Here is a 19764-nt window from a genome sequence, read left to right on the forward strand (position 1 = left end):
ATTTCAACCACGGTGAAAATGCGTATCCTGTAGCCTCATTTCGACGTAAGAGATTCCCATGACCCTTGCCCTTTCTGCTACCGGCAAACAGCGCGCGCTGTTGATTGCCGGGATCCTGATGATTGCCACCTCACTGCGGGTGACCTTTACCGGTGCAGCGCCGCTGCTGGATGCTATTCGTACAGATTATGCCCTGACCACCGCCCAGACCGGGCTGCTTACCACCCTGCCCCTGCTGGCCTTTGCGCTGATTTCGCCGCTGGCGGCTGGCCTCGCCCGGCGCATCGGGATGGAGCGGAGCCTCTTTATCGCCCTGCTGCTGATCATCGCCGGGATTGCCCTGCGTTCGCTTCCCTCTTCAGCATTGCTGTTTGGCGGCACCGCCATCATTGGCTGCGGTATTGCGCTGGGCAACGTCCTGCTGCCGGGGCTGATCAAACGCGATTTCCCCGGCCAGGTGGCGAAACTTACCGGGGCGTACTCCCTGACCATGGGAGCTGCCGCCGCGCTGGGCTCAGCGCTGGTGGTGCCGGTTGCCCTGAGCGGCGCGGGGTGGCACGGCGCGCTGTTAATGCTGATGGCATTTCCTCTGCTGGCCCTGCTGCTGTGGCTCCCGCAATGGCGTCAGCGCCCTGCCGGTTCCCTGAGCGGCGCCCGCGCCCTGCACAGCCGGGGCATCTGGCGTTCCGCACTGGCCTGGCAGGTGACGCTGTTTCTGGGGATTAACTCGCTGATTTACTATGTAATTATTGGCTGGCTTCCGGCGATCCTACAGAGTCACGGATACAGCGAAACCGAGGCGGGTTCCCTGCACGGGCTGTTACAGCTGGCGACCGCGGCACCGGGAATTGTCGTGCCGCTGATCCTGCTTCGCCTGAAAGATCAGCGCGGTATCGCCGGACTGGCGGCGATGATGTGTGCGGTAAGCGCTGCCGGGCTGTGGTTTGTGCCGACGATGGCGGTGATGTGGACGCTGATTTTTGGCTTTGGCTCCGGTGCCACGATGATCCTCGGCCTGACGTTTATTGGCCTGCGCGCCAGTTCGGCCCATCAGGCGGCAGCCCTTTCCGGGATGGCGCAATCGGTCGGCTATCTGCTTGCCGCCTGTGGCCCGCCGCTGATGGGTAAAATCCATGATGCCAACGGCGACTGGCGGATCCCGCTGCTGGCCTGTGCGCTGGTGTCAGTCATCATGGCCGTGTGCGGGATCCTTGCCGGGCGTGACCGGGAGATCACAGCCGGCTAAGCCCTTTTATTCAGTAACTCTGTGCCGCGCGAAGCAGAGCCTGCACCAGCGGCGCAGGACGCCCTGCAAGGGCAGCGCGCTCGTGCTGAAACAGCGTCGCCACGAAGAATGGATGGGTGACCAGCTCAATGGCGCGGATCTCCCCCTGCGCGTCCCAGCCGGTGACGCGCATATCGCCCTTCTCCAGCTCCTGCGCAAATTCAGGCGAAACGCCATAATTGCAGCGATATTCTTCCTCGATCTCCTCCTGACCATAGGCTTTAGCGATCAGGGTGTTGGCGCGTAGTTCAATGGTATCGGCGACCTCCACCAGCGAACAGGTCAGTGGGGCAATGACCATTCGCCCTACGGTATCGGTTTCTGCGTGGGCGGCATCCTGCCAGCCCAGAACGTTACGCGCATATTCAATGAGCGCATGCTGGAATCCGCCGCAGGTGCCCAGAAACGGCACGCTGTTCTCACGGGCATACCGCGCCGCAATGAACGCAGCGTCAGCATTTTTATAAGGACTTGCAGGAACCAGCCAGATCGCGTCGTAGCCGACCAGGTCTTCCGGGCTGGTTAATTCGGTGGTGGCCAGCCAGTCGTAGTCGGCGGTAATGTCCAGCACCGCGGCGGCATCATCAATGGCGAGAGGGATCGCCTGGTGAGCCGGCACGTCATGATTGTAGTCGCCGACCAGCGCAATTCGGAGGGTATCTTTTAGGGCCGAGAGTTCCATAGAGTGATCCTTATGCCAGATAAATATCAGATAACATAAGGCGCGTCAGACTACCGATCTTTCGTTGATATCACAACACCTTAAAATAAGTGGGCGAAAGCGGAAAGCCAACCTGTGATAGCGTTACGATCGTGACCGCCAGCACCGCATCCCCCGGATTAAGGAGCAAGAGAATGATTCAGTGCAAACGACTGTATGACGAAGCAAACCAGAAAGATGGCTACCGTATCCTGGTGGATCGGCTCTGGCCGCGGGGCATGAAAAAGGCGGCGTTAGCGTGCGATGAGTGGTGTAAAACGCTGGCGCCTTCCAATGCACTGCGCAAGGACTTTCACAGTGAGGCGATCGATTTCGCCAGCTTCAGCAAACTTTATCGTCAGGAGCTGGCGTTGCAGGAGGATGAGGGGCGGCGCATTGCCCGTCTGGCAGACAACCAGACCGTGACGCTGCTCTACGGCGCGAAAGACCGGGAGCAAAATCACGCGCTGGTGTTAGCCGACTGGCTGCGTGAGCTGTAATTCAGTCCAGCATCAGCGCGTCGAGAGTTTCAGGCGCCTCTTCAGGAGTGAGCGGCATCAGGTGTTCCGGGCGAACAAACGCAAAGCCGTGCTGGTTATCCACCGACCAGACATCACCGGTCACCAGCCACAGGGGACGTTCTGCCCCTCGCGGCAGCTCGGTCACCACGCCGTTAACCGGGTTTAAAAAACGCTGCCCCGGCTGACAGAGGCTAAACAGCTCCACAGATTTACCAATATTGCGACGACCTGCTGGCGTGCGGGCGCCGATAACCATCGCCAGGCTGCCCGGATTTAACTGGAACATACTTCCTCGTGCTGGATACTGAGAGTTTAAGAATTATCTTAGCAAAGTTTATCTCAGCCGGTCTGCCCTGTCACCAGGGGGAGCGGTTAATCTTTCTCCATGATTTCTTCATTCTGGCGACATCTTTCCTCGCTATAGTGATGTCGTTCTCGCAAAGACCAGAGAACATCATTCCGTAATCAAGCTGTTATTTTCCCCGGCTCTGCGCCGGGGCTTTTTCCTGCCATAATGTGCCGTTCCTCGCCTGAATATATGAAATGTTGTTAATTCATGTTTTACTATCCGCCGTCAATCTTTGAGCAAATCAGACAGGTACAGAGATCATCTGTAAGGGGAGTTGAGCAGCGTCATGTCGGATATTATTCTTGCCCGTGTTTCAGAAACGCTCAGCACTGAGCAATCACTTGAGGGCCTGGTGCGTCAGCTGCTCGAAATGCTTGAGATAGTGACTGACATGGAGTCCACCTACCTTACCAAAATTGATATCAACGCCCGGCTGCAGCATATCCTCTACGCCAGAAACAGCAAACAGATGCAAATCCCGGAAGGGCTCAGCGTTCCCTGGGGGGATACGCTGTGTAAACGGGCGATCGACTCCGACTGCTTCTATAGCGATAACGTACCTGAACGCTTTGCGGACTGCGACGCGGCAAAAGCGCTGGGTATCACCACTTACGTGAGTATCCCGGTCCATCTGACGGATGGTTCGCTCTACGGCACACTGTGCTCCACCAGCACCCTTAAACAGCCGCTGAGCGAACGCGGCGAGCAGGTTTTACAGCTCTTCGCCGGGCTTATCGCCCAGTACATTGAAAAAGAGTCGCTGCTCCGGCAGTTACGCGAAGCCAACGCCGCTCTGATTGCTTACTCCTATACCGATGCCCTTACTGGCCTGCCGAACCGTCGCGCCATCTTCGAGAACCTCACAACCCTCTTCTCGCTCGCGCGCCATCTGAACCGCAACGCCATTATCGCCTATATCGACCTGGATAATTTTAAGCTCATTAACGATCGCTTTGGTCATGAGGCTGGCGATCGGTTCCTGGTGGAAGTGGGTAGACGGTTGAATGAAGGACGCGACGAGGATGATATCGTCGGCAGGCTGGGTGGCGACGAGTTCCTGGTGGCCTGCCTGAGTAATGATAGCGAAAGCGGCGAGCAGACGTCGCTGACGGTGCTGAAGAGACAACTAAGCGCGCAGATAGCCGGGGAGTACTGGCTGGGGGATGTGCATCTGGTCTACCCGGGTGCCAGCCTGGGGGTGATTGAGGTGGATCCTGCCAAACTGGATGCCGATAGCGCGCTGCGGACAGCCGACGCCGTCATGTACAGCGATAAAAAAGGGAAACGGAAAACGCCCTTTCTCAATATCGATTAACCCCGTACACTCGACGGGTTTTGTATTTCAGGACAGGTGATAGCATGCGGCTTGGTATTCTGTTCCCGATCGTGATTTTTATCACGGCGGTGGTGTTTTTAACGTGGTTTTTTATCGGCGGCTACGCTGCGCCTGGGGGATAAATGAGAAAAACGACGATTATCATGCTGATTGTCGCCATTGTGGCCGTGGCCGGAAGCCAGTTAGGCTGGTGGTAAATCGCGAAAAAAGACCGCCCATCGGCGGTCTTTTTTCTGAAGTGTGTCGGGTTAGCTTCTTACCTTACGGTAAATAAACAGCACCACCAGCGCACCAATTACTGCAACCATAAAGCTGCCGAAGTTAAAGCCATCGACTCTGCCGAATCCGAACAGGGTACTGATCCAGCCACCCACTACGGCACCGATGATGCCCAGAATGACCGTAACGATGAACCCACCGCCATCTTTGCCCGGCATGATCCACTTCGCCAGAATACCTGCAATAAGCCCAAAGATAATCCAGGATATGATTCCCATAACTGCTTTCCTCTCTGTATGGTTTTTGTCGTCAAATCAAGTACACAGAAAGCTTAGCACAGGATTCAGAAATGCAAGTTTGTGATAGCCATCACGTGAAGATTTTAAGATTAAGTCCACAAAGGGCGTCCCTCACAAAAGATAGGGTTGCAATCGTTAATGAGAAACATTATCTTTCTCAACACTGAATAGTTGAGCAAATCACTCAGGTATTCAGTACGACATTGCTCACATTGCTTCCAGTATTACTTGCCCACGTTTCGTGGGCTTTTTTTGCCTGTTATCCTGCGATTTGACGTTCTGGAATTTGCGATTACGCTTATTAGTACAATCCCAGTACAGCCATAATGGTATTGATAACATGAATGTTTCCAGCAGATTCGTGATTTGTATTAACCTTGTTTGTGCCAGTTCCTTGTTGCTTATACTTTCGGACAAATTTAACTGGTTTTAACGTGAGCAGACCCGGCATCTCGCCGGGTTTCATCTTTTAATCATCCCCTTCGATTAAAAACCCTGCCCGACGTATCGCCTCCTTGCTGTCGGTGACGCCTGCCGCGTATCCGGCCTCGATATCGCACACCGGGCTGGCGCTGACATAAGGGAGCTTCACTTCTCTTGCGAGAAGCTGCTTCAGGCGGGCGTTCTCCTGGCGGATAGTCAGAAGTTCGGCGGCAAGCTCTGCTGGCGTAACCGCGGAGAGTTCACCTGCGGCAATGCGGCGAAGCGCTGTATCATCAAGCATTATTCCTCCTGCGTAACCATAAAAAACGACTTCCTACCAGGCACTATTTCCAGAAAATCTCTCAATCATCCAGTCGATGAATATTCTCAATCGGCCATTTAACGGCTTTGTTGGCGGGTAAATAATTGAGACAGGAAATTGTCTGTGCGTAATGTCTTCAAGAACAGGAACAAGTTCACCCGATGCTATAAAGCGACGGCTTACGGAAGCATGTGTTTGCCCGATGCCCATACCGTGAACAAGCATAGTTATCAGCGCGGCACTGTCATTCGCGGCGATATCAAATGCTGCCAACTGTTTTTCGCCTCCCCTGCTCATGAAACGCAGCGGCCAGGCCTCACCGGTTGCAGCACTGAAATAGCCGACGATTTTATGTCCATTTTCAAGGTCCGTCAGTTTCTTGGGTACGCCATACTGTTTCAGGTAGCCGGGGCTTGCACAGGTGATTAAGCGATCTTTATACAGCGTTCGCGCAATCAGAGAAGAATCCGTCAGCTCACCTGCGCGAATGGCGCAGTCAACACCTTCCTCGATGAGATTCACCGGGCGATCGCCCACCCCAAGCGCCAGCTGTATATGGGGATAGCGTTCACGAAACTCTTCGAGTACCGGCATCAGGACAAAATTCGCCAGCGAGGAGTGAAGATCGATGCGCAGCCTTCCTTTCGCGGCGGCGCCCATATCCCGAATGGCACCTTCGGTTTCATCAAGTTTAGTGACGAGCTTACTGATCCTTCTGTAATACTCGGCACCCTCAGTCGTTAAGGTGACAGTACGTGTCGTGCGCTGTATCAGCTTAGTGCCTATATGTTCCTCTAATAATTGAAGATTCTTACTGACAGTGGAGCGCGGCAAATCCAGGTGTGCTGCGGCCTTTGTGAAAGAGCGCGTCTCTACGATGCGCTGGAATATGCGTATAGCTAACAGATGATCCATGACTCTATTTTAAAGTATGCCAACTGATTGTGCACACACATGGAAACTGAAGTCGTAAATGGGGGGCTTATCCGTGTGGCAACTCCAGCTATCCTGCGGTCATGAAATTTGCCGAAGGAGAGTAAAACCATGACTGACGTTACTGCAAAACAACAGGCGTTGCTGGAAGCCCGATACGGTGTTGAGCAACCCAAACCAGACAACATTATCTGGACGCCACAAGTTGAAGCCCTGCTGGGCCATAAATCTGTCAGGGCATTTTTGCCTGAACCTCTCCCGGATGGGGCAATTGAGACCATGGTCGCTGCGGCGCAATCAGCCTCAAACTCCTCTGCCCTGAATCAGTGGAGCCTGGTAGCCGTTACGGACCCGGCGCTTAAACAGCGTATTTCAGATACCGTTGCACGTTCAGTGCCCGTGGATCGTATCCCGTGGATAGAAGAAGCACCCGTGCTGCTCCTCTGGGTAGCAGATCTGTCGAGAGGGGCAGGAATAACAAAAGATGCCGGTAAAGAACCTGTTGTGCTCGACTACCTCGACTCTTTTCTGATGGCATCGATTGATGCCGCGCTTGCCGCCCAGAACGCTGCCGTTGCAGCGGAATCCATAGGCTTAGGAATAGTCTATCTCGGGGTGATGCGTAATATCGCTAAAGAGGTGGCGGAAATCATCAACCTGCCTGAGTACAGCTTTGTCACGTTTGGCATGGCAACCGGGTGGCCCGACAGAGCCAGAACCAGCAGCATTCGCCCGCGACCGGCTCAGCCAATGTTGCTCCATTACAATCAATACCAACAGGATCGCTATCGCTCGTACCTTGAAGGCTATGAAAATGCATATCAGGCATTTCGTCGTCGCCAGAGTATGCGCGACAAAACCTGGGCCGGCTCCGTCGTTGATTCCGCGACCAGCATGGATTACCTCGGCGGGCGAATCAATTTACGCGAAACGGTCATGCAGCGCGGTTTCAAATTAAAATAACGGGATTTATCAATCTCCAGCTAAATTCAGGGCTCATTTATTTGAGCCCTCTGCGGTCTGGCTAAGATCTGCTGTACGCACAAAGTGAAACTAAACCAACGGGTATGATTTCAGGCTTTAGCGAGCGGCTTCATGCGGAAACTGATGCCCATCCGATTGATGGCATTCATGGTGGCAATCACAATGGTCAGTTCAACCAGATTTTTTTCACCAAATAGAGCAAGCGCTGCGGAATAGGCTTCATCAGAAGCGTGTGTTTCACTGATAAGGGTAACTTCTTCTGCCCATGCAAGCGCAGCTTGCTCCACATCCGAGAAAAGGTAGGTCGCTTCTCGCCACACCGGCACTAGGACCAATTTTTCGACGGACATGCCGCTCTTGATAAGGTCGCGCGTATGTATATCAATGCAGTGCGCACAACCGTTAATCTGTGAAACACGTAAAAAAACCAGATGAATCAGATCGGCAGGCAAATCTGTCCCGGTAGTAGCGTAATGATGAAGTGCTCCCATAGCCTTTCCACCCTCAGCAGAAACCTGAAACCAGTTTGGACGCTTCATGCATATCTCCTTTTTTGCGATGTTCGGGTAAGCCTGTGTTTGTTATTCAAACGCGACGACGGATGTGCATCAGCACGTCTGTCCGGACGTTGCGATATTAGCCATTCATGGCATCAATAAAAGAGACAAAGAGGGAGTAAGAAGGTAGGGCATCCGCAGCAGCGCAAGAATGCTAATAAAAAACGGGAGCCATCAGGCTCCCGTTCGCATACAACCCAGAATAAGGATTACATGTTTTCGATGATCGCGTCACCAAACTCTGAACATTTCAGCAGCTTAGCGCCTTCCATCAGACGTTCGAAGTCATAAGTCACGGTCTTGTTGTTGATCGCGCCTTCCATACCTTTAACGATCAGGTCTGCGGCTTCGAACCATTCCATATGACGCAGCAGTAGTTCCAAGCAATCTTTGTAAGCTATTACTTTATAATAAAATTATAAGGCAAAATCAGCTTTAAGGGATTATTTGATCTGCTTTATAACCCCTTGTTTTTGCGACAGTAGTTTAGAGTTTTGATAACCACTTTTAGGCGCAAGGCGCCGGCGCTATGCTTAAAACTTTGCGTAGCTCCTTCCGGAAATCACACCCGCCCATCACTTCTACCTGACCTGCCCCCCCGATTAGATACAACACTCAGTTAGTAACGTCGGAATCTTCATTCTCAGAATGACCCTTTCTCCAGCCCGCTGCAAATTCAGACGGTGTCTGATAATTCAGCGTGGAGTGCGGGCGGCATTCGTTATAATCCTGCCGCCAGTCATTAATAATTTTCCTAGCATGAACGATATCGCTGAACCAGTGCTCATTCAAACATTCATCGCGAAATCGTCCGTTAAAGCTCTCAATAAATCCGTTCTGCGTTGGCTTGCCCGGCTGGATTAAGCGCAACTCAACACCATGCTCAAAGGCCCATTGATCCAGTGCACGGCAAGTGAACTCCGGCCCCTGGTCAGTTCTTATCGTCGCCGGATAGCCTCGAAACAGTGCAATGCTGTCCAGAATACGCGTGACCTGAACGCCTGAAATCCCAAAGGCAACAGTGACCGTCAGGCATTCCTTTGTGAAATCATCGACGCAGGTAAGACACTTGATCCTGCGACCGGTGGAAAGTGCGTCCATGACGAAATCCATCGACCAGGTCAGATTGGGCGCCGCCGGACGGAGCAGCGGCAGACGTTCTGTTGCCAGCCCTTTACGACGTCTTCTGCGTTTTACGCCCAGGCCACTGAGGTGATAAAGCCGGTACACGCGCTTATGATTAACATGAAGCCCTTCACGGCGCAGCAACTGCCAAATACGACGGTAGCCAAAACGCCTGCGCTCCAGTGCCAGCTCAGTGATGCGCCCTGATAAATGCGCATCAGCAGCCGGACGGTGAGCCTCATAGCGGCAGGTCGACAGGGATAAACCTGTAAGCCTGCAGGCACGACGTTGCGACAGACCGGTCGCATCACACATCAACATCACGGCTTCCCGCTTCTGGTCTGTCGTCAGTACTTTCGCCCAAGAGCCACCTGAAGCGCCTCTTTATCCAGCATGGCTTCGGCAAGCAGCTTCTTGAGTCTGGCGTTCTCTTCCTCAAGCGACTTCAGGCGCTTAACTTCAGGCACCTCCATACCGCCATACTTCTTACGCCAGGTGTAAAACGTGGCATCGGAAATGGCATGCTTGCGGCAGAGTTCACGGGCGGGTACCCCAGCTTCGGCTTCGCGGAGAATACTGATGATCTGTTCGTCGGAAAAACGCTTCTTCATGGGGATGTCCTCATGTGGCTTATGAAGACATTACTAACATCGGGGTGTACTAATCAACGGGGAGCAGGTCATACCCATACTGCAGCATCTCTCTTTTGATTCCTTCGTCTTCGGATAACTGCCCTTCCCCATAAACCCCACAAACCAATTACGCCTATCACTGAAATGAATATGGACTTACAGATTGCTTCGGGGTTACTGTGACGGGCTTGTTTTTTTAGAGGAGTTTGACAGTGGCCGAATTGACCCAGAACGATATCGAAATCATCGCACAACGAATTCAGGCAATAGCCCAGACCGGTCTGACGTATTCATCAGGAGTGTTTGATAAGGAGCGTTACCAGACCCTGCGGGAGATCGCTTTTGAAATGCTCTCATCCCGTTTTGACCTCAGTGTTGACACCGTTGCTAAAATGCATATCCCTGATGATGGATACGCCACACCTAAAACAGATGTGCGGGCCATCGTGCTTCGAGAAGGTAAGCTACTTATGGTTCGGGAAGCTGACGATGGCCTCTGGTGCTTGCCTGGTGGATGGGTTGATGTAGGCGACTCGCCTTCAGAAGCTGTCTGCCGTGAAGTTCGTGAGGAAACGGGACTACTGGTAAAGGCCACTAAACTGTTAGGCATCTGGGATCGCAATAAATACAACCACCCTCCGTACCCCTGGCATGTGTATAAGACTATTTTCCTGTGCGAAGAGTTGGGCGGTGAGCTCACAACAAGTTATGAATCACTTGAGGTTGCTTTCTTTGATGTAAACAATCTGCCCGAGCTTTCGGTAATGCGCATCGTGAAAGAGGAGATTGCAGCCAGCATTGATATAGCACTCGGCGACAAACAGGCCTGGTTCGACTGAAAAAGAACACTTAACTGATTGATTTTATATAATATTAGCATTTTCATTTCATTAGTGGTTGATTTTTTTTTGAACACCCTACAAAAAATGTAAAAAATACAAAGAGGTAAAGAAATCCATGATAATTGCCGATAAACTTCTAAACCCATTATCTGATTCAGATAACGTTAATGAATTTCTTCAGGATTTGTTTAATAAATGAAAGTATTGATCTTAGGCACGTCAAACTCCATTCTCAAAAATGGGTGGTCATACGGATTGACCGACGCTCTAAAGGGACATGAGGTTGTAAACATGTCTGTGGGTGCGTCACCCGGAATTCAGTTCGCCGAAAAAATGTCGATAGATTTTACACAATACGACCATGTTTTTTTCGACTCAATCCCTAATGACGAAGAGTATGCTTTTAAGGCAAAAGGCTATCGCAGCACTGAGCGAAACGAACGCGTGATGTATGAGATTTTCTCTACCATAGCCTCTCAAACAAGTCTGATCGTGTTGGGTTTCACAAACAGTTGGTGCTTTCATGAAGAATCTACAGTCTATGCATCAAGGAAAGAGTTAGCTCGCCAAGTTGGCGCACAGTTCATAGATATAAGAAAGATACTGACCATTTTTCTTGATGGGAAAAGTGTCGAAAGCGTTTATGAGCCACACCCTGCTCACCCAAAAAGAGAAATAGCGCATGAAATAGGGAACATTATTGGTTGTGAGTTATTAAACTTCAACCATGATAGAAAAGTAGAGTGCGTTAATTTTAAAGAAAACTTCATAATTCAAGAGATTTGGCGGAAAGGTGAAAACAAAAAGACCTTTTCAAACAGTCTTCTTGAAATGGGTGTCACTAGTGTTACTTCAGATTTTAAATTGGAGATTGACCCGAGACACGCATGTTTAGGTTTTTATGTTAACTCTTATAATACACACTGCAATTTAAAATACTCTGAAATAGATGGCACGGAATCAACGCTGAGGTTAACATACAAGCAAAACAGAGAACACGGAAAATTCTTAAAAGTATTTATACCATTCCAAGGCGCTCCAAGAATTACAAAGTTGAACATCGCAAATACATTGGATGGATGTAATACATTTCACCCAGTAATGACAAAAAATGATATAGAAATATTAAATGAACTTCATCTTTCAAACATCATATATTGGGATGATTCATTTGCATCTTATGACATAAAAAACAAAACGGCTGATCAAAGCGATTTTCTTGCCCTCAGCTTAATTACTGAACTAAGGTCTCAGAATATTGTGAGTAACATTAAAATTAATGAAATGAAATTAAACAACATCTCATTTGATATTTTACAGTTCTTTAAACACTCTGATACACATGAGTATGTAATTAAGACGTGGACATATAAAAACATCTGTTTTGTCGTGGATTTTAGTTACAAGGATATTAAATTCGCTCTAGATTTTATACCTCAACAGGAAGGTAAGATATCTGTAGATTTAATAAAAAGAAGTGACAAAAGTAAATTTACCACTTCCTTCGACGGTAAAAAGGAAAGACTGGCTTCTGATTTGGATGTGTTTGAATGTCTTGCTATATCATTAACAAGAGTACAAAGATTAATAAAAGAAATAGATTCCTTATCTAACATTGATGTTTCTATTATAGTTCCAGTTTATAACCGTGAAAAACTTATACTCGATTGTATTGATTCAATTAACTCCCAAACCTTTGATAGAAAAAGATTTGAAGTTATATTTGTCGATGATAATTCAAAAGATAAAAGCATTGCTGCAATTGAATATCATATTGACAAAAATATAAATTACAAAATAATAAAACGCAGTGTAAGTTCTGGGAACGCTTCGGCCCCACGAAATGAAGGAATAAAATCTGCCAGCGGACGTTATGTTTTTTTCTTAGATTCTGATGACACTATTCATCCAGATTTACTTTCGGATGGCATAGAGATTGCTAAAAATAACAACAGTGACATCGTATATTTCAAGCAGGCCTCTTCTACAGGTCGTGGAATACCTGTGAGACCATTTAAAAAAAATGCCAACAAAGCAGATATTACAAAAAATCATTTATTTAGATCTTTAAAAATCTTCAAGATGTTCCGAAGGGAGATGCTGATAGCCAACAACATTCTTTTTACACCATCCATTTCTGTTTATGAAGACATGATTTTTTCATGCCATGCTTTAACAGTTGCTGAAAATATCTCAGTTCTTTCGGATAAAGATTATTACATACTCAATAGCCACGACGAAGAACACTTATCAAAAAAAGCATTTTCCGCAATGGACCGATTATTCGTACTTCAAACATGTTTTCTTCATATTCTTCTTTGTAAAAAAGACGATGGAGAAAAAACAAAAATGTACAATGCTTGGCTTATAATCTGTATCGAAATATTAGTAATAATAATAAATAAAAAGAATTTAAGCATCAATGAAAAGATGGCATTTTTCAATGCTATCCATATTTCTTTTTCGTCTCATAGTCACTTCGTTGACATTAACAAAATTTATGGCAATCAGCAAAAATTCCTAACTTCTTTATTAGATGGTGATTTCAAAACCTTTTGTTCTCACATAAATTGATTTTGATAATTTCGCCCGGCTCGCGCCGGGCTTTTTTTTTCATTCCAATACATCGGGTGGGACTCTTTATCTTCTCATTCCTAATGCATGCTACCTCCCCCTAAATTCCATTATATTTTTTGTATGATTCCTCCCTTGTTGTGATAGCAGATTAAGCGGCATCCCTTACTCATATTTTATGTAACTGAGACTCGAGCCTGGCGACTCGCTCCACCAGACTGTCAAACTGCTGCGTCATTGCCCGCAGGCACCACCAGAGCAACTCCTCCTTGCGGAAGGAGTAGACCGACCCGGCAGGCTTGACCAGAACTTTTTCGCCAGTGTCATACTCTTCGTCCACTTCCACCCATTCAGGGTATTCGAACCCCTCACGCTCGACCATTACCTCCTTTTCAACCTTCCGCAGGGCCAGCACCGGCTCATACTGGTTTTCCCACTCGTCGTAGCAGAATGCGCTGTAACGACTCCAGTCAAGCCCGTTCGCTTCCATAATCGCGATAGCCGCCTGGACAGTTGGCCCTGCGTGGAGCCGCGCATCATCACCTTCAACCTGATATTTACTCAGCCACCGCCACACGCTCGGCAGACGGGCGATGGCAGCAAACGCAATGACTTCGGCCTGGGCAATGTTGCGCGGTTCAGTTTTGTGGGTGGCATCGGAAGTGCCAATGGAACTGTTTGTTGCGAAAACCTGTTTCCAGCGGTAGTTGACTTTACCGTTGTCGAGATTGTTGTCGGCGTATGGTCTGAGGGCCATATCCGCAAGACTCAAAACAGCAAGGGCAATATTCCCCCCGCCCACCTCATCCTGTGTCGCCCCGAATATCAGAGTGTTGCCGTTTCGGGAGGTCAGTGTTGTCCCTACCGTTGATGCCCTGATACCGAAATACACAGTGTCATATCGACTGCCACGGATGAAGTCGCCCGTCCCCTGCGCGTCGACCCGTAAAGGAATCTTGGTAGCATCCGTGTTCGAGCGGATTACCGTCTCGCCGTACTGGTTGGTTTCACGTGACGTTGTGTTATTTGGCCCAACGTATTCGACAATCGCGCCAGGCTTAGTGGCGTCATCAGCAGCATACAGGAACAGGTTGCCACCGGTACTCTCCCCACCGCGTATACGGGCGAAATGGCTACGCACCCCGCCCACATTACGGTCAAAGAGGCCGATCATCATCGCCGCGCCACCCAGCGAATCAGTCGATGTATCATAGAAACGAAAGTTCCCGGTATCGCTGACATGCAGGGTATAAAGCCATGATTTAAGATTATCTACCCAGCGCCGCCAGCCAAAATTGCCGTCTGGAGCATAGTCGAGGTTAGGGTTACTCAGTTTTGGGCCAGACCTGAGTTGTGGCGTCCCCTGCAACGGGGTTGTACCAGCCTCAACGAGAGATCCGAGCTTGAAGATGTGCTTTTTATTCTTTGTGCGAACGCCGGTTACTGTATACGCAGTCGTAGCGGAATAAGGCGTGGACGCCCCGTTGTCATTGACCTCCCACCAGTAGGCCGAACTGGCTGGTGAATTTCCGGTTGTCGCAGCGCGCGGTGAGTAGAATTTCCCGTTGTAAGAAACGACGGTGCCCACTGCATTCCAGATCTCACGAATACCGACATACAGATCGCCAGCTATTGTGAACGAGCCTTCAGGCTCCAGGACAAGCGCAACCTCGGATTTATACTGAGCCTCAGTGTATAGCGATTTTATCAGCTGAATATTATCAACCATTGCTCGCTGGTTTCCGTTGAAGTCAAACTCACGCAGCGCAGCGCTATTGTCTGGAGCGGCATAATAGATAATCAGAGAGTCAGCGGTCAGCGTAACGCCTTGAAGGGTGTATCCCCGGTACATTGGGAAATTAAATTCAGACAGCGGCGTGACATTTTTTGGTGTGCCCGCTGCAAGAACCGCATCCAGACTGTAAAGCAGAGCGGTGTATCCGCCCTGCAAATCATCATCGGCGACAATTGCCAGGGTCGAACCATCAGCCGACAGAACCACACTCCCCTTACTCAGATTTTTATAAATACCATCGGCCACAGACGGCTGATCAAACAGCTCGTAGTACGTCACGTCGCTATTTGCAGTTGCAGATCCATTCCAGCGAATGCGGGTAAAGCCCTTACCGCCCAGTGTAGTGTCCGTTGCAGACTGGTTTGGCGCGCCGGAGTAGAAATAAAGCTGCGTGCCCTCCATTCTGGCACTGAGCATGGACGCATGGCCCATGGTGTTCAGTGGTTGAGAAAACGCTGTCGCCAGCATTTCAGAGCCGTCTTCCTTGAGCGAATACTCGACAATGCGATAGGTTTCCCCCTTCAGGAAGTTCCCGTATGACGGTTCGCTCGGGTCGGCAACCGCTGATCGCTGTGTAACGTATAGTTTCACGCCTGCCGGGGTGGTCACGGCGCAAATGCCCTGAAACGTCCCCTCCGCTCCCGGGAAAATCGCAGTTTGACCGGAGATATTTGGATCGCCAGTGAAGAAGCTACCGCAGTGTTTTTTCAGTTTCAGGCTGGCAGTGGAAAATTCAACCGGATGTTTCGACCCGTCAATGATGAACGAGCCATTGATATACTCATTTTTATAGAACGGCCTGGTTACTGCATATGCGCGACCGCCCAGATCGATAACTCGCCCTGCTGTTTCATTTTCCAGACTCCCAAACGCTGCGGTGTCGTCTGTGGCCCCGTCTCCCGTAGCCCCGTAATAGAGCGGGGAGAGATTCACCATCTCGTTACTGAACAGTTCCTGGCGCAGGGCTGCATCACCCACACTGACGAAATGAGACGAATCAGTCACCCATGACGCAGAATCTGTTCCGCTTGTCGTAAAGGGAATGTTCGTGATTGCCGTCAGCTTCCAGAGTTCGCCATCGTAACGTATCAGCTGGTTGTATTCGGTGATGGTCAGTGGGCCATCTTCATAATCGCCAATAACCTTGTAACCAGAGTTCTGGATAAACAGGTTGAAGCGCAACTCCATGCCACGGAAGGTCGTTCGGTTGCGTCCCAGACGGTCCTGCCAGATCGCAGCGGTAATGCTGTTTAAAGCAATGTCGAAGTTCTGTGCGTTATCGAACAAATCATACGGACTTGTAGAGCCCAGCGGATTCATCGTTGCGTATTTGGTCATGCTCGCTCCGGGCATAAAAAACCCGCCGAAGCGGGTTAATAATTATTGAGGGTTATGCGACATCGCCGGGATAGCTGGCGTCGTCAAACTGATATTTACCAGGGTGGTACTGAATGGCAGTGACGCTACTGGTGCCGTCACTGCCGGGGGATATCTCCCCGATAAGTGCGTCATACCCCACCCGGGACGACGAGCAGAACAGCAGGCGCGGCGGCTCGATATACGGGCTGTCCATCTCCCATTCATCCGGTGCCAGCGCAGCGCTGTAGGGTATGCTCAGGGTGTAATCATCGATCCTTGTGGGAACCTGCAGCGCCGAAGCCCTTCCGTCCTGATGGCGGATCACGACGCGCGGACTGGTAAAGCTCCAGTCAGGCGCTTCGCTGAGTGTCAGGGTGATTAAGGTGCTGTCCCAGCTCATTCGGGTGATCAGGCAGCTCAGCGTCTGGCTGCCGGGAATGTCGTCGGCCAGGATGATGCGATCCATAAACTGGTAGCAGAGCGCATCCATCTCCGTACTGGTTGTGTGCTGCAGGCGCTGCAGTTGGTAGCCCAGCAGCCGGCGCATGCCAATCCGGTATGCCCGGTCCTGATCCACCACTCCCTCCAGTTTGTAATCCTCCACCTTCACTGGTGTCGGATTTCCGGACTGCCGGCACTGAACGGTTTCTTCAGCCCAGGTCGTGCCGTTGATATACGTGACATCCACGCCGTCATAATCATCCTGGCTCGGTGCCTTGAATGCGGTCTGCAGTTCTTCGGTGGTCTCCTGGGGGGTGATCATCCCGGTCCAGTTTTTCACCCCTTCCCGGCCGGCGGACACCAGACCATCTGACAGCAGGAAATACCCCATCCCTGCCCCGGTGATGATTTTCAACACTTCGAGCGCCGACTTGCTGTCCCCTGTCGCCCAGTCGAACGTCTCCCCGCGGGGCGTCCACCAGGTCTGTTCGAGTGCGTCAATCGCGGCGCGGTCAATCTGTTCAGGGCGGAAACCCAGAGATTCCAGGACGTGGTACAACGCACCGCTGATGCTGCGTGAAGGATGCCCGTTATAAAGCCGGGTCGGGATAGCGTTGACGCGGCGATCGGACTGAGCCGCCAGGCGGTTGCCGGTGCGCACAGTCAGCGCCAGGGTGGTCACGCCTGCATAACTTCCCGGACGTTTGCTCAACCGCGAGCGCAGCGCCTGCCAGTAAAGGTTGTTCACCGTTCTGGAGCCGCCAATTTTCGTTGTGCGCCGCACGCGTACCTCATACTGCGCCGCCGCCAGTCCGCTGATGCGCCGGGTATAACCGTGGCCATCTGCGGTTTTGTTTGTGAAGTTATAAACCACCAGCGACCATGCCCCTGCGGTGGCCGCATTGCGGTACTGCACCAGCACCCGCACGGTGTGTGACTGCGGATCCCCGTTCTTTTTGTACTGGATGTGGCCGTTAGGGAAAATGAAATTGTTTTCGATGGCCGTCGTCGTCTCTCCGTCCGGACAGGCAAGGAACGGGCCCAGCCAGGCGTAATCATCGTTAACGCCGGTGACCTGAGAATCAAGCAGCGTGCGCTCCGTGAATCCCGGCCAGGTAGCGTCGATGGTGACAACATCATTACCACCAGCGTCCTGGGTGACGATCACCCGCTCAACCGTAATGGTCTGATCATCGATATCAGTAATGCGGAACTGGCCGTCGGCATAGCCGATACCGATCCGCTGAACACCATCAGGGATGCCGGTGAACGGCTTACCTGTCGCACCGTTGTACGCGAGCGTGATATGCGCTTCAATAGCTGCGGTACCGCCAGTCGACGCAACACCCACAACATCAACCGGGGTGCTGCCGAAAACAGAAACGGGCAGTGCGCTGTGGCTGATTGCGCCGCCGGCGAAAGGGCTGCTCTCCTCAGCAATCTGCAGGCGACCACCGTTATCTCGTGCCACCAGGCCTGAACCGGTTAACTGATTTGAGATGGTGTTCACCAGCCCGGACATGGTGACGTAGCTGGTAATTAGCGAGATCGCATACGTCGTGCCTTTCCAGCCGATCGTGAACGTGACCGGTGTTGCCGTGAAATCGTAAGTGGTGGGCGCAGCGCTGGCGGTTATGCTCGCGGTTGCCCCTCCCACGCCCGGTACCGCCGGCACGCCAGCAGCGTAACTGGCGATAAACAGATCGTAAGCTGACTCGTTAAACGCCACTGACACAGGCATCCCGACAACCGGGGCCAGTTCTTCGACATCTCCATAAATCACGCTGTAGCCGCCGGAGTTGATGACCCGGTATGAATTTGGTGCCACGACACTGACCACGGTACCGACCACCCAGGCCGCCGGGATCTCCGTCTCCCCGTCGCTGGCGCTGGCCGCGATCAGGGTAATGGTGTTTCCGCTGACCAGAATGGCGTCAGAGATAATGCTCACCGTCTGAGGCCCCGTTGAACCGAGATCGAGACCAGCCGTTCCCGACGTTGTATTACCCACCTCGCCGCTGTTAAACCAGTTCTCGGAACGGCTGTCAGCTAAGACGCTCGCCCCCGGAGGATAGATGGTGGCACTGACATCACTGCCGAACGCTGATGTGGGGGTGGAGCCGATCTTTAACGCCGATGCAGGGAGCGCCATGTCACCCACGCCCACGCATAAAAACATGCTGGTCGAGTATTTTTTGGGGTCAGCGGAATCGAAGCGGCTGACAGGCTGGACGATGTAATCCGGCCACACCTTGTAGCGGCCAAACACCTCGCGAATGGGATCGCCCAGCCTGGCCATGTTGGCTTTTGCCGGATTCAGCTCCAGTTGGTCACCATTACTCGGCTGGCTAGCACCGCCAGTCTGCATGGTGCTCATCATGTAGATGGAGTATGCGGCAGAGGCTACCGCCACGCTCACGGCGATCCACAGCGCGATTTCCGCACCGGTACCGTAGGGAATCGGGTACATCCGGACATCGCTGTCAGGGCGAATGACACACAGTGCCCAGTCTGCCGGCGGCACCGGAACGCCGTCCATTTCAACCGCAACGGGGTGCTGCTGCTCCGGAGTCCATCCCTCAACGTTCTGTGCAAACCAGGCGCTGAGTGTCAGGGTTTCATGATGGTGGGTTTCCAGAGGTTCGCTGGGCAGCCGGGACGGGTAGATTCGTATCGTCACTGATAATACTCCACACGGACAAAGCGGCGCGCGAACCGCGCCAGCGGCAGAAAGGTCACGTTAGTGCGGGGATTGCATTCGGCGGCATGCAGCACGCCGTCAATCTCCACGACGATCGCGACATGGGTCACCACGGAGCCGGAATAGCAGGCAATGCCCGCGCCCGGAACAGGCCCGCAACTCTTCAGGTCAGCCATCAGCCCGCGTGCCTCTCTATCGAGGCCGTTGTCGTCTTTCGTGACCCCGGAGAATTCAGGCCAGGGGATCAGGCCCATATCACGCCGAATTTCGTTAACGATGCCAAAGCAGTCGAGCGCGGGGAAAGCGCGACCGCCTTTCAGCCAGGTAACTGAACGGTATTTATCAGGGTTGAACATGGTCGCCTCAT

Annotated in this window: 19 protein-coding genes and 1 pseudogene; 9 read left to right on the top strand and 11 right to left on the bottom strand. The window is 51.5% G+C overall.

Annotated elements, in window-relative coordinates; translation table 11 throughout:
* The first annotated feature begins 58 nt into the window (after window positions 1–58).
* Window positions 59–1246 carry a CynX/NimT family MFS transporter gene (locus DVA43_RS08520; protein ID WP_114315267.1) on the top strand — a complete coding sequence of 396 codons (1188 nt, stop codon included), beginning with the start codon at window positions 59–61 and terminating at the stop codon, window positions 1244–1246.
* A gap of 10 nt (window positions 1247–1256) precedes the next feature.
* Here the strand turns inward: DVA43_RS08520 and DVA43_RS08525 are convergent, their stop codons facing one another.
* Complete coding sequence (locus DVA43_RS08525; protein WP_114315268.1) at window positions 1257–1967, bottom strand: CTP synthase; 711 nt, start codon at window positions 1965–1967, stop codon at window positions 1257–1259.
* 173 nt (window positions 1968–2140) lie between these two features.
* On the opposite strand from DVA43_RS08525, the gene DVA43_RS08530 reads away from it, so the two are divergent.
* Window positions 2141–2485, top strand: coding sequence for a DUF488 domain-containing protein (locus tag DVA43_RS08530; RefSeq protein ID WP_114315269.1), 345 nt, complete (start codon window positions 2141–2143; stop codon window positions 2483–2485).
* Window position 2486: 1 nt separating this feature from the next.
* Here DVA43_RS08530 and DVA43_RS08535 read toward each other — a convergent pair whose 3' ends face one another.
* Complete coding sequence (locus DVA43_RS08535) at window positions 2487–2792, bottom strand: hypothetical protein (protein ID WP_103179244.1); 306 nt, start codon at window positions 2790–2792, stop codon at window positions 2487–2489.
* A gap of 349 nt (window positions 2793–3141) precedes the next feature.
* Here DVA43_RS08535 and DVA43_RS08540 point away from each other — a divergent pair, with 349 nt between their 5' ends.
* Genes DVA43_RS08540 through DVA43_RS25320 form a run of 3 tightly spaced genes read left to right on the top strand, consistent with a single transcriptional unit; the run spans window position 3142 to window position 4388 of the window.
* Window positions 3142–4170: a sensor domain-containing diguanylate cyclase gene (locus DVA43_RS08540; protein WP_114315270.1), complete on the top strand. Its 1029-nt coding sequence runs from the start codon at window positions 3142–3144 to the stop codon at window positions 4168–4170.
* 44 nt (window positions 4171–4214) lie between these two features.
* A complete protein-coding gene (locus DVA43_RS08545) occupies window positions 4215–4313 on the top strand; it encodes a YoaK family small membrane protein (protein WP_103179242.1) in 99 nt (32 codons plus the stop codon).
* Window positions 4314–4334: 21 nt separating this feature from the next.
* Window positions 4335–4388 carry a hypothetical protein gene (locus tag DVA43_RS25320; protein ID WP_369522040.1) on the top strand — a complete coding sequence of 18 codons (54 nt, stop codon included), beginning with the start codon at window positions 4335–4337 and terminating at the stop codon, window positions 4386–4388.
* Window positions 4389–4439: 51 nt separating this feature from the next.
* Here the strand turns inward: DVA43_RS25320 and DVA43_RS08555 are convergent, their stop codons facing one another.
* On the bottom strand, window positions 4440–4688 hold the full coding sequence (locus DVA43_RS08555) for a GlsB/YeaQ/YmgE family stress response membrane protein (RefSeq protein WP_032617669.1): 249 nt from the start codon (window positions 4686–4688) through the stop codon (window positions 4440–4442).
* A 361-nt stretch (window positions 4689–5049) separates the two neighbouring features.
* On the opposite strand from DVA43_RS08555, the gene yncL reads away from it, so the two are divergent.
* Entirely contained in the window at window positions 5050–5142 is a 93-nt protein-coding gene (yncL, locus tag DVA43_RS25325; RefSeq protein ID WP_071886459.1) for a stress response membrane protein YncL, read from the top strand.
* Window positions 5143–5178: 36 nt separating this feature from the next.
* On the opposite strand, the gene DVA43_RS08565 is transcribed toward yncL, so the two are convergent.
* Both DVA43_RS08565 and DVA43_RS08570 read right to left on the bottom strand, forming a co-directional pair.
* Window positions 5179–5433, bottom strand: a complete 255-nt coding sequence (locus DVA43_RS08565; protein WP_114315271.1) for a hypothetical protein — start codon at window positions 5431–5433, stop codon at window positions 5179–5181.
* 33 nt (window positions 5434–5466) lie between these two features.
* A complete protein-coding gene (locus DVA43_RS08570) occupies window positions 5467–6369 on the bottom strand; it encodes a LysR family transcriptional regulator (RefSeq protein WP_114315272.1) in 903 nt (300 codons plus the stop codon).
* Window positions 6370–6498: 129 nt separating this feature from the next.
* Between DVA43_RS08570 and DVA43_RS08575 the strand changes: the two genes are divergently transcribed.
* A complete protein-coding gene (locus tag DVA43_RS08575) occupies window positions 6499–7350 on the top strand; it encodes a nitroreductase family protein (protein ID WP_114315273.1) in 852 nt (283 codons plus the stop codon).
* 110 nt (window positions 7351–7460) lie between these two features.
* Here the strand turns inward: DVA43_RS08575 and DVA43_RS08580 are convergent, their stop codons facing one another.
* The 3 genes and pseudogenes from DVA43_RS08580 to DVA43_RS08590 all read right to left on the bottom strand — a co-directional run bounded on the left by DVA43_RS08580 (window position 7461) and on the right by DVA43_RS08590 (window position 9664).
* Entirely contained in the window at window positions 7461–7910 is a 450-nt protein-coding gene (locus DVA43_RS08580; protein ID WP_103823797.1) for a carboxymuconolactone decarboxylase family protein, read from the bottom strand.
* A gap of 227 nt (window positions 7911–8137) precedes the next feature.
* A pseudogene (locus tag DVA43_RS08585) lies at window positions 8138–8308 on the bottom strand (isocitrate/isopropylmalate family dehydrogenase); the annotation flags it as partial.
* Between the two features lie 235 nt (window positions 8309–8543).
* A protein-coding gene (locus DVA43_RS08590; protein WP_087451024.1) for an IS3-like element ISSen4 family transposase occupies window positions 8544–9664 on the bottom strand; the annotation gives its coding sequence in 2 pieces (ribosomal slippage) (window positions 8544–9406 and window positions 9406–9664; 1122 coding nt in all).
* A gap of 233 nt (window positions 9665–9897) precedes the next feature.
* Between DVA43_RS08590 and DVA43_RS08595 the strand changes: the two genes are divergently transcribed.
* Window positions 9898–10524: an NUDIX hydrolase gene (locus DVA43_RS08595; protein ID WP_114315275.1), complete on the top strand. Its 627-nt coding sequence runs from the start codon at window positions 9898–9900 to the stop codon at window positions 10522–10524.
* A 198-nt stretch (window positions 10525–10722) separates the two neighbouring features.
* The gene (locus DVA43_RS25095; RefSeq protein WP_246842291.1) at window positions 10723–13101 is read left to right on the top strand and encodes a glycosyltransferase family 2 protein; all 2379 of its coding nucleotides are present in this window, start codon (window positions 10723–10725) and stop codon (window positions 13099–13101) included.
* A gap of 169 nt (window positions 13102–13270) precedes the next feature.
* Here DVA43_RS25095 and DVA43_RS08605 read toward each other — a convergent pair whose 3' ends face one another.
* Genes DVA43_RS08605 through DVA43_RS08615 form a run of 3 tightly spaced genes read right to left on the bottom strand, consistent with a single transcriptional unit; the run spans window position 13271 to window position 19753 of the window.
* On the bottom strand, window positions 13271–16234 hold the full coding sequence (locus tag DVA43_RS08605; protein WP_114315276.1) for a tail fiber domain-containing protein: 2964 nt from the start codon (window positions 16232–16234) through the stop codon (window positions 13271–13273).
* A gap of 52 nt (window positions 16235–16286) precedes the next feature.
* On the bottom strand, window positions 16287–19376 hold the full coding sequence (locus DVA43_RS08610) for a host specificity factor TipJ family phage tail protein (protein WP_114315277.1): 3090 nt from the start codon (window positions 19374–19376) through the stop codon (window positions 16287–16289).
* A complete protein-coding gene (locus DVA43_RS08615) occupies window positions 19373–19753 on the bottom strand; it encodes a nitrite transporter (protein ID WP_114315278.1) in 381 nt (126 codons plus the stop codon). Before DVA43_RS08615 ends, DVA43_RS08610 begins: the two co-directional genes overlap by 4 nt.
* Window positions 19754–19764: the final 11 nt, after the last annotated feature.

Origin of the sequence: Leclercia sp. W6 (assembly GCF_003336345.1) — a bacterium.
Lineage (GTDB): Bacteria > Pseudomonadota > Gammaproteobacteria > Enterobacterales > Enterobacteriaceae > Enterobacter.

What these genes read in the sequence shown, in the direction of transcription:
- DVA43_RS08520 (WP_114315267.1), top strand. Translation starts at nt 59, where the DNA reads ATGACCCTTGCCCTTTCTGCTACCGGCAAACAGCGCGCGCTGTTGATT.
- DVA43_RS08525 (WP_114315268.1), bottom strand. Translation starts at nt 1,967, where the DNA reads ATGGAACTCTCGGCCCTAAAAGATACCCTCCGAATTGCGCTGGTCGGC.
- DVA43_RS08530 (WP_114315269.1), top strand. Translation starts at nt 2,141, where the DNA reads ATGATTCAGTGCAAACGACTGTATGACGAAGCAAACCAGAAAGATGGC.
- DVA43_RS08535 (WP_103179244.1), bottom strand. Translation starts at nt 2,792, where the DNA reads ATGTTCCAGTTAAATCCGGGCAGCCTGGCGATGGTTATCGGCGCCCGC.
- DVA43_RS08540 (WP_114315270.1), top strand. Translation starts at nt 3,142, where the DNA reads ATGTCGGATATTATTCTTGCCCGTGTTTCAGAAACGCTCAGCACTGAG.
- DVA43_RS08545 (WP_103179242.1), top strand. Translation starts at nt 4,215, where the DNA reads ATGCGGCTTGGTATTCTGTTCCCGATCGTGATTTTTATCACGGCGGTG.
- DVA43_RS08555 (WP_032617669.1), bottom strand. Translation starts at nt 4,688, where the DNA reads ATGGGAATCATATCCTGGATTATCTTTGGGCTTATTGCAGGTATTCTG.
- yncL (WP_071886459.1), top strand. Translation starts at nt 5,050, where the DNA reads ATGAATGTTTCCAGCAGATTCGTGATTTGTATTAACCTTGTTTGTGCC.
- DVA43_RS08565 (WP_114315271.1), bottom strand. Translation starts at nt 5,433, where the DNA reads ATGCTTGATGATACAGCGCTTCGCCGCATTGCCGCAGGTGAACTCTCC.
- DVA43_RS08570 (WP_114315272.1), bottom strand. Translation starts at nt 6,369, where the DNA reads ATGGATCATCTGTTAGCTATACGCATATTCCAGCGCATCGTAGAGACG.
- DVA43_RS08575 (WP_114315273.1), top strand. Translation starts at nt 6,499, where the DNA reads ATGACTGACGTTACTGCAAAACAACAGGCGTTGCTGGAAGCCCGATAC.
- DVA43_RS08580 (WP_103823797.1), bottom strand. Translation starts at nt 7,910, where the DNA reads ATGAAGCGTCCAAACTGGTTTCAGGTTTCTGCTGAGGGTGGAAAGGCT.
- DVA43_RS25095 (WP_246842291.1), top strand. Translation starts at nt 10,723, where the DNA reads ATGAAAGTATTGATCTTAGGCACGTCAAACTCCATTCTCAAAAATGGG.
- DVA43_RS08605 (WP_114315276.1), bottom strand. Translation starts at nt 16,234, where the DNA reads ATGACCAAATACGCAACGATGAATCCGCTGGGCTCTACAAGTCCGTAT.
- DVA43_RS08615 (WP_114315278.1), bottom strand. Translation starts at nt 19,753, where the DNA reads ATGTTCAACCCTGATAAATACCGTTCAGTTACCTGGCTGAAAGGCGGT.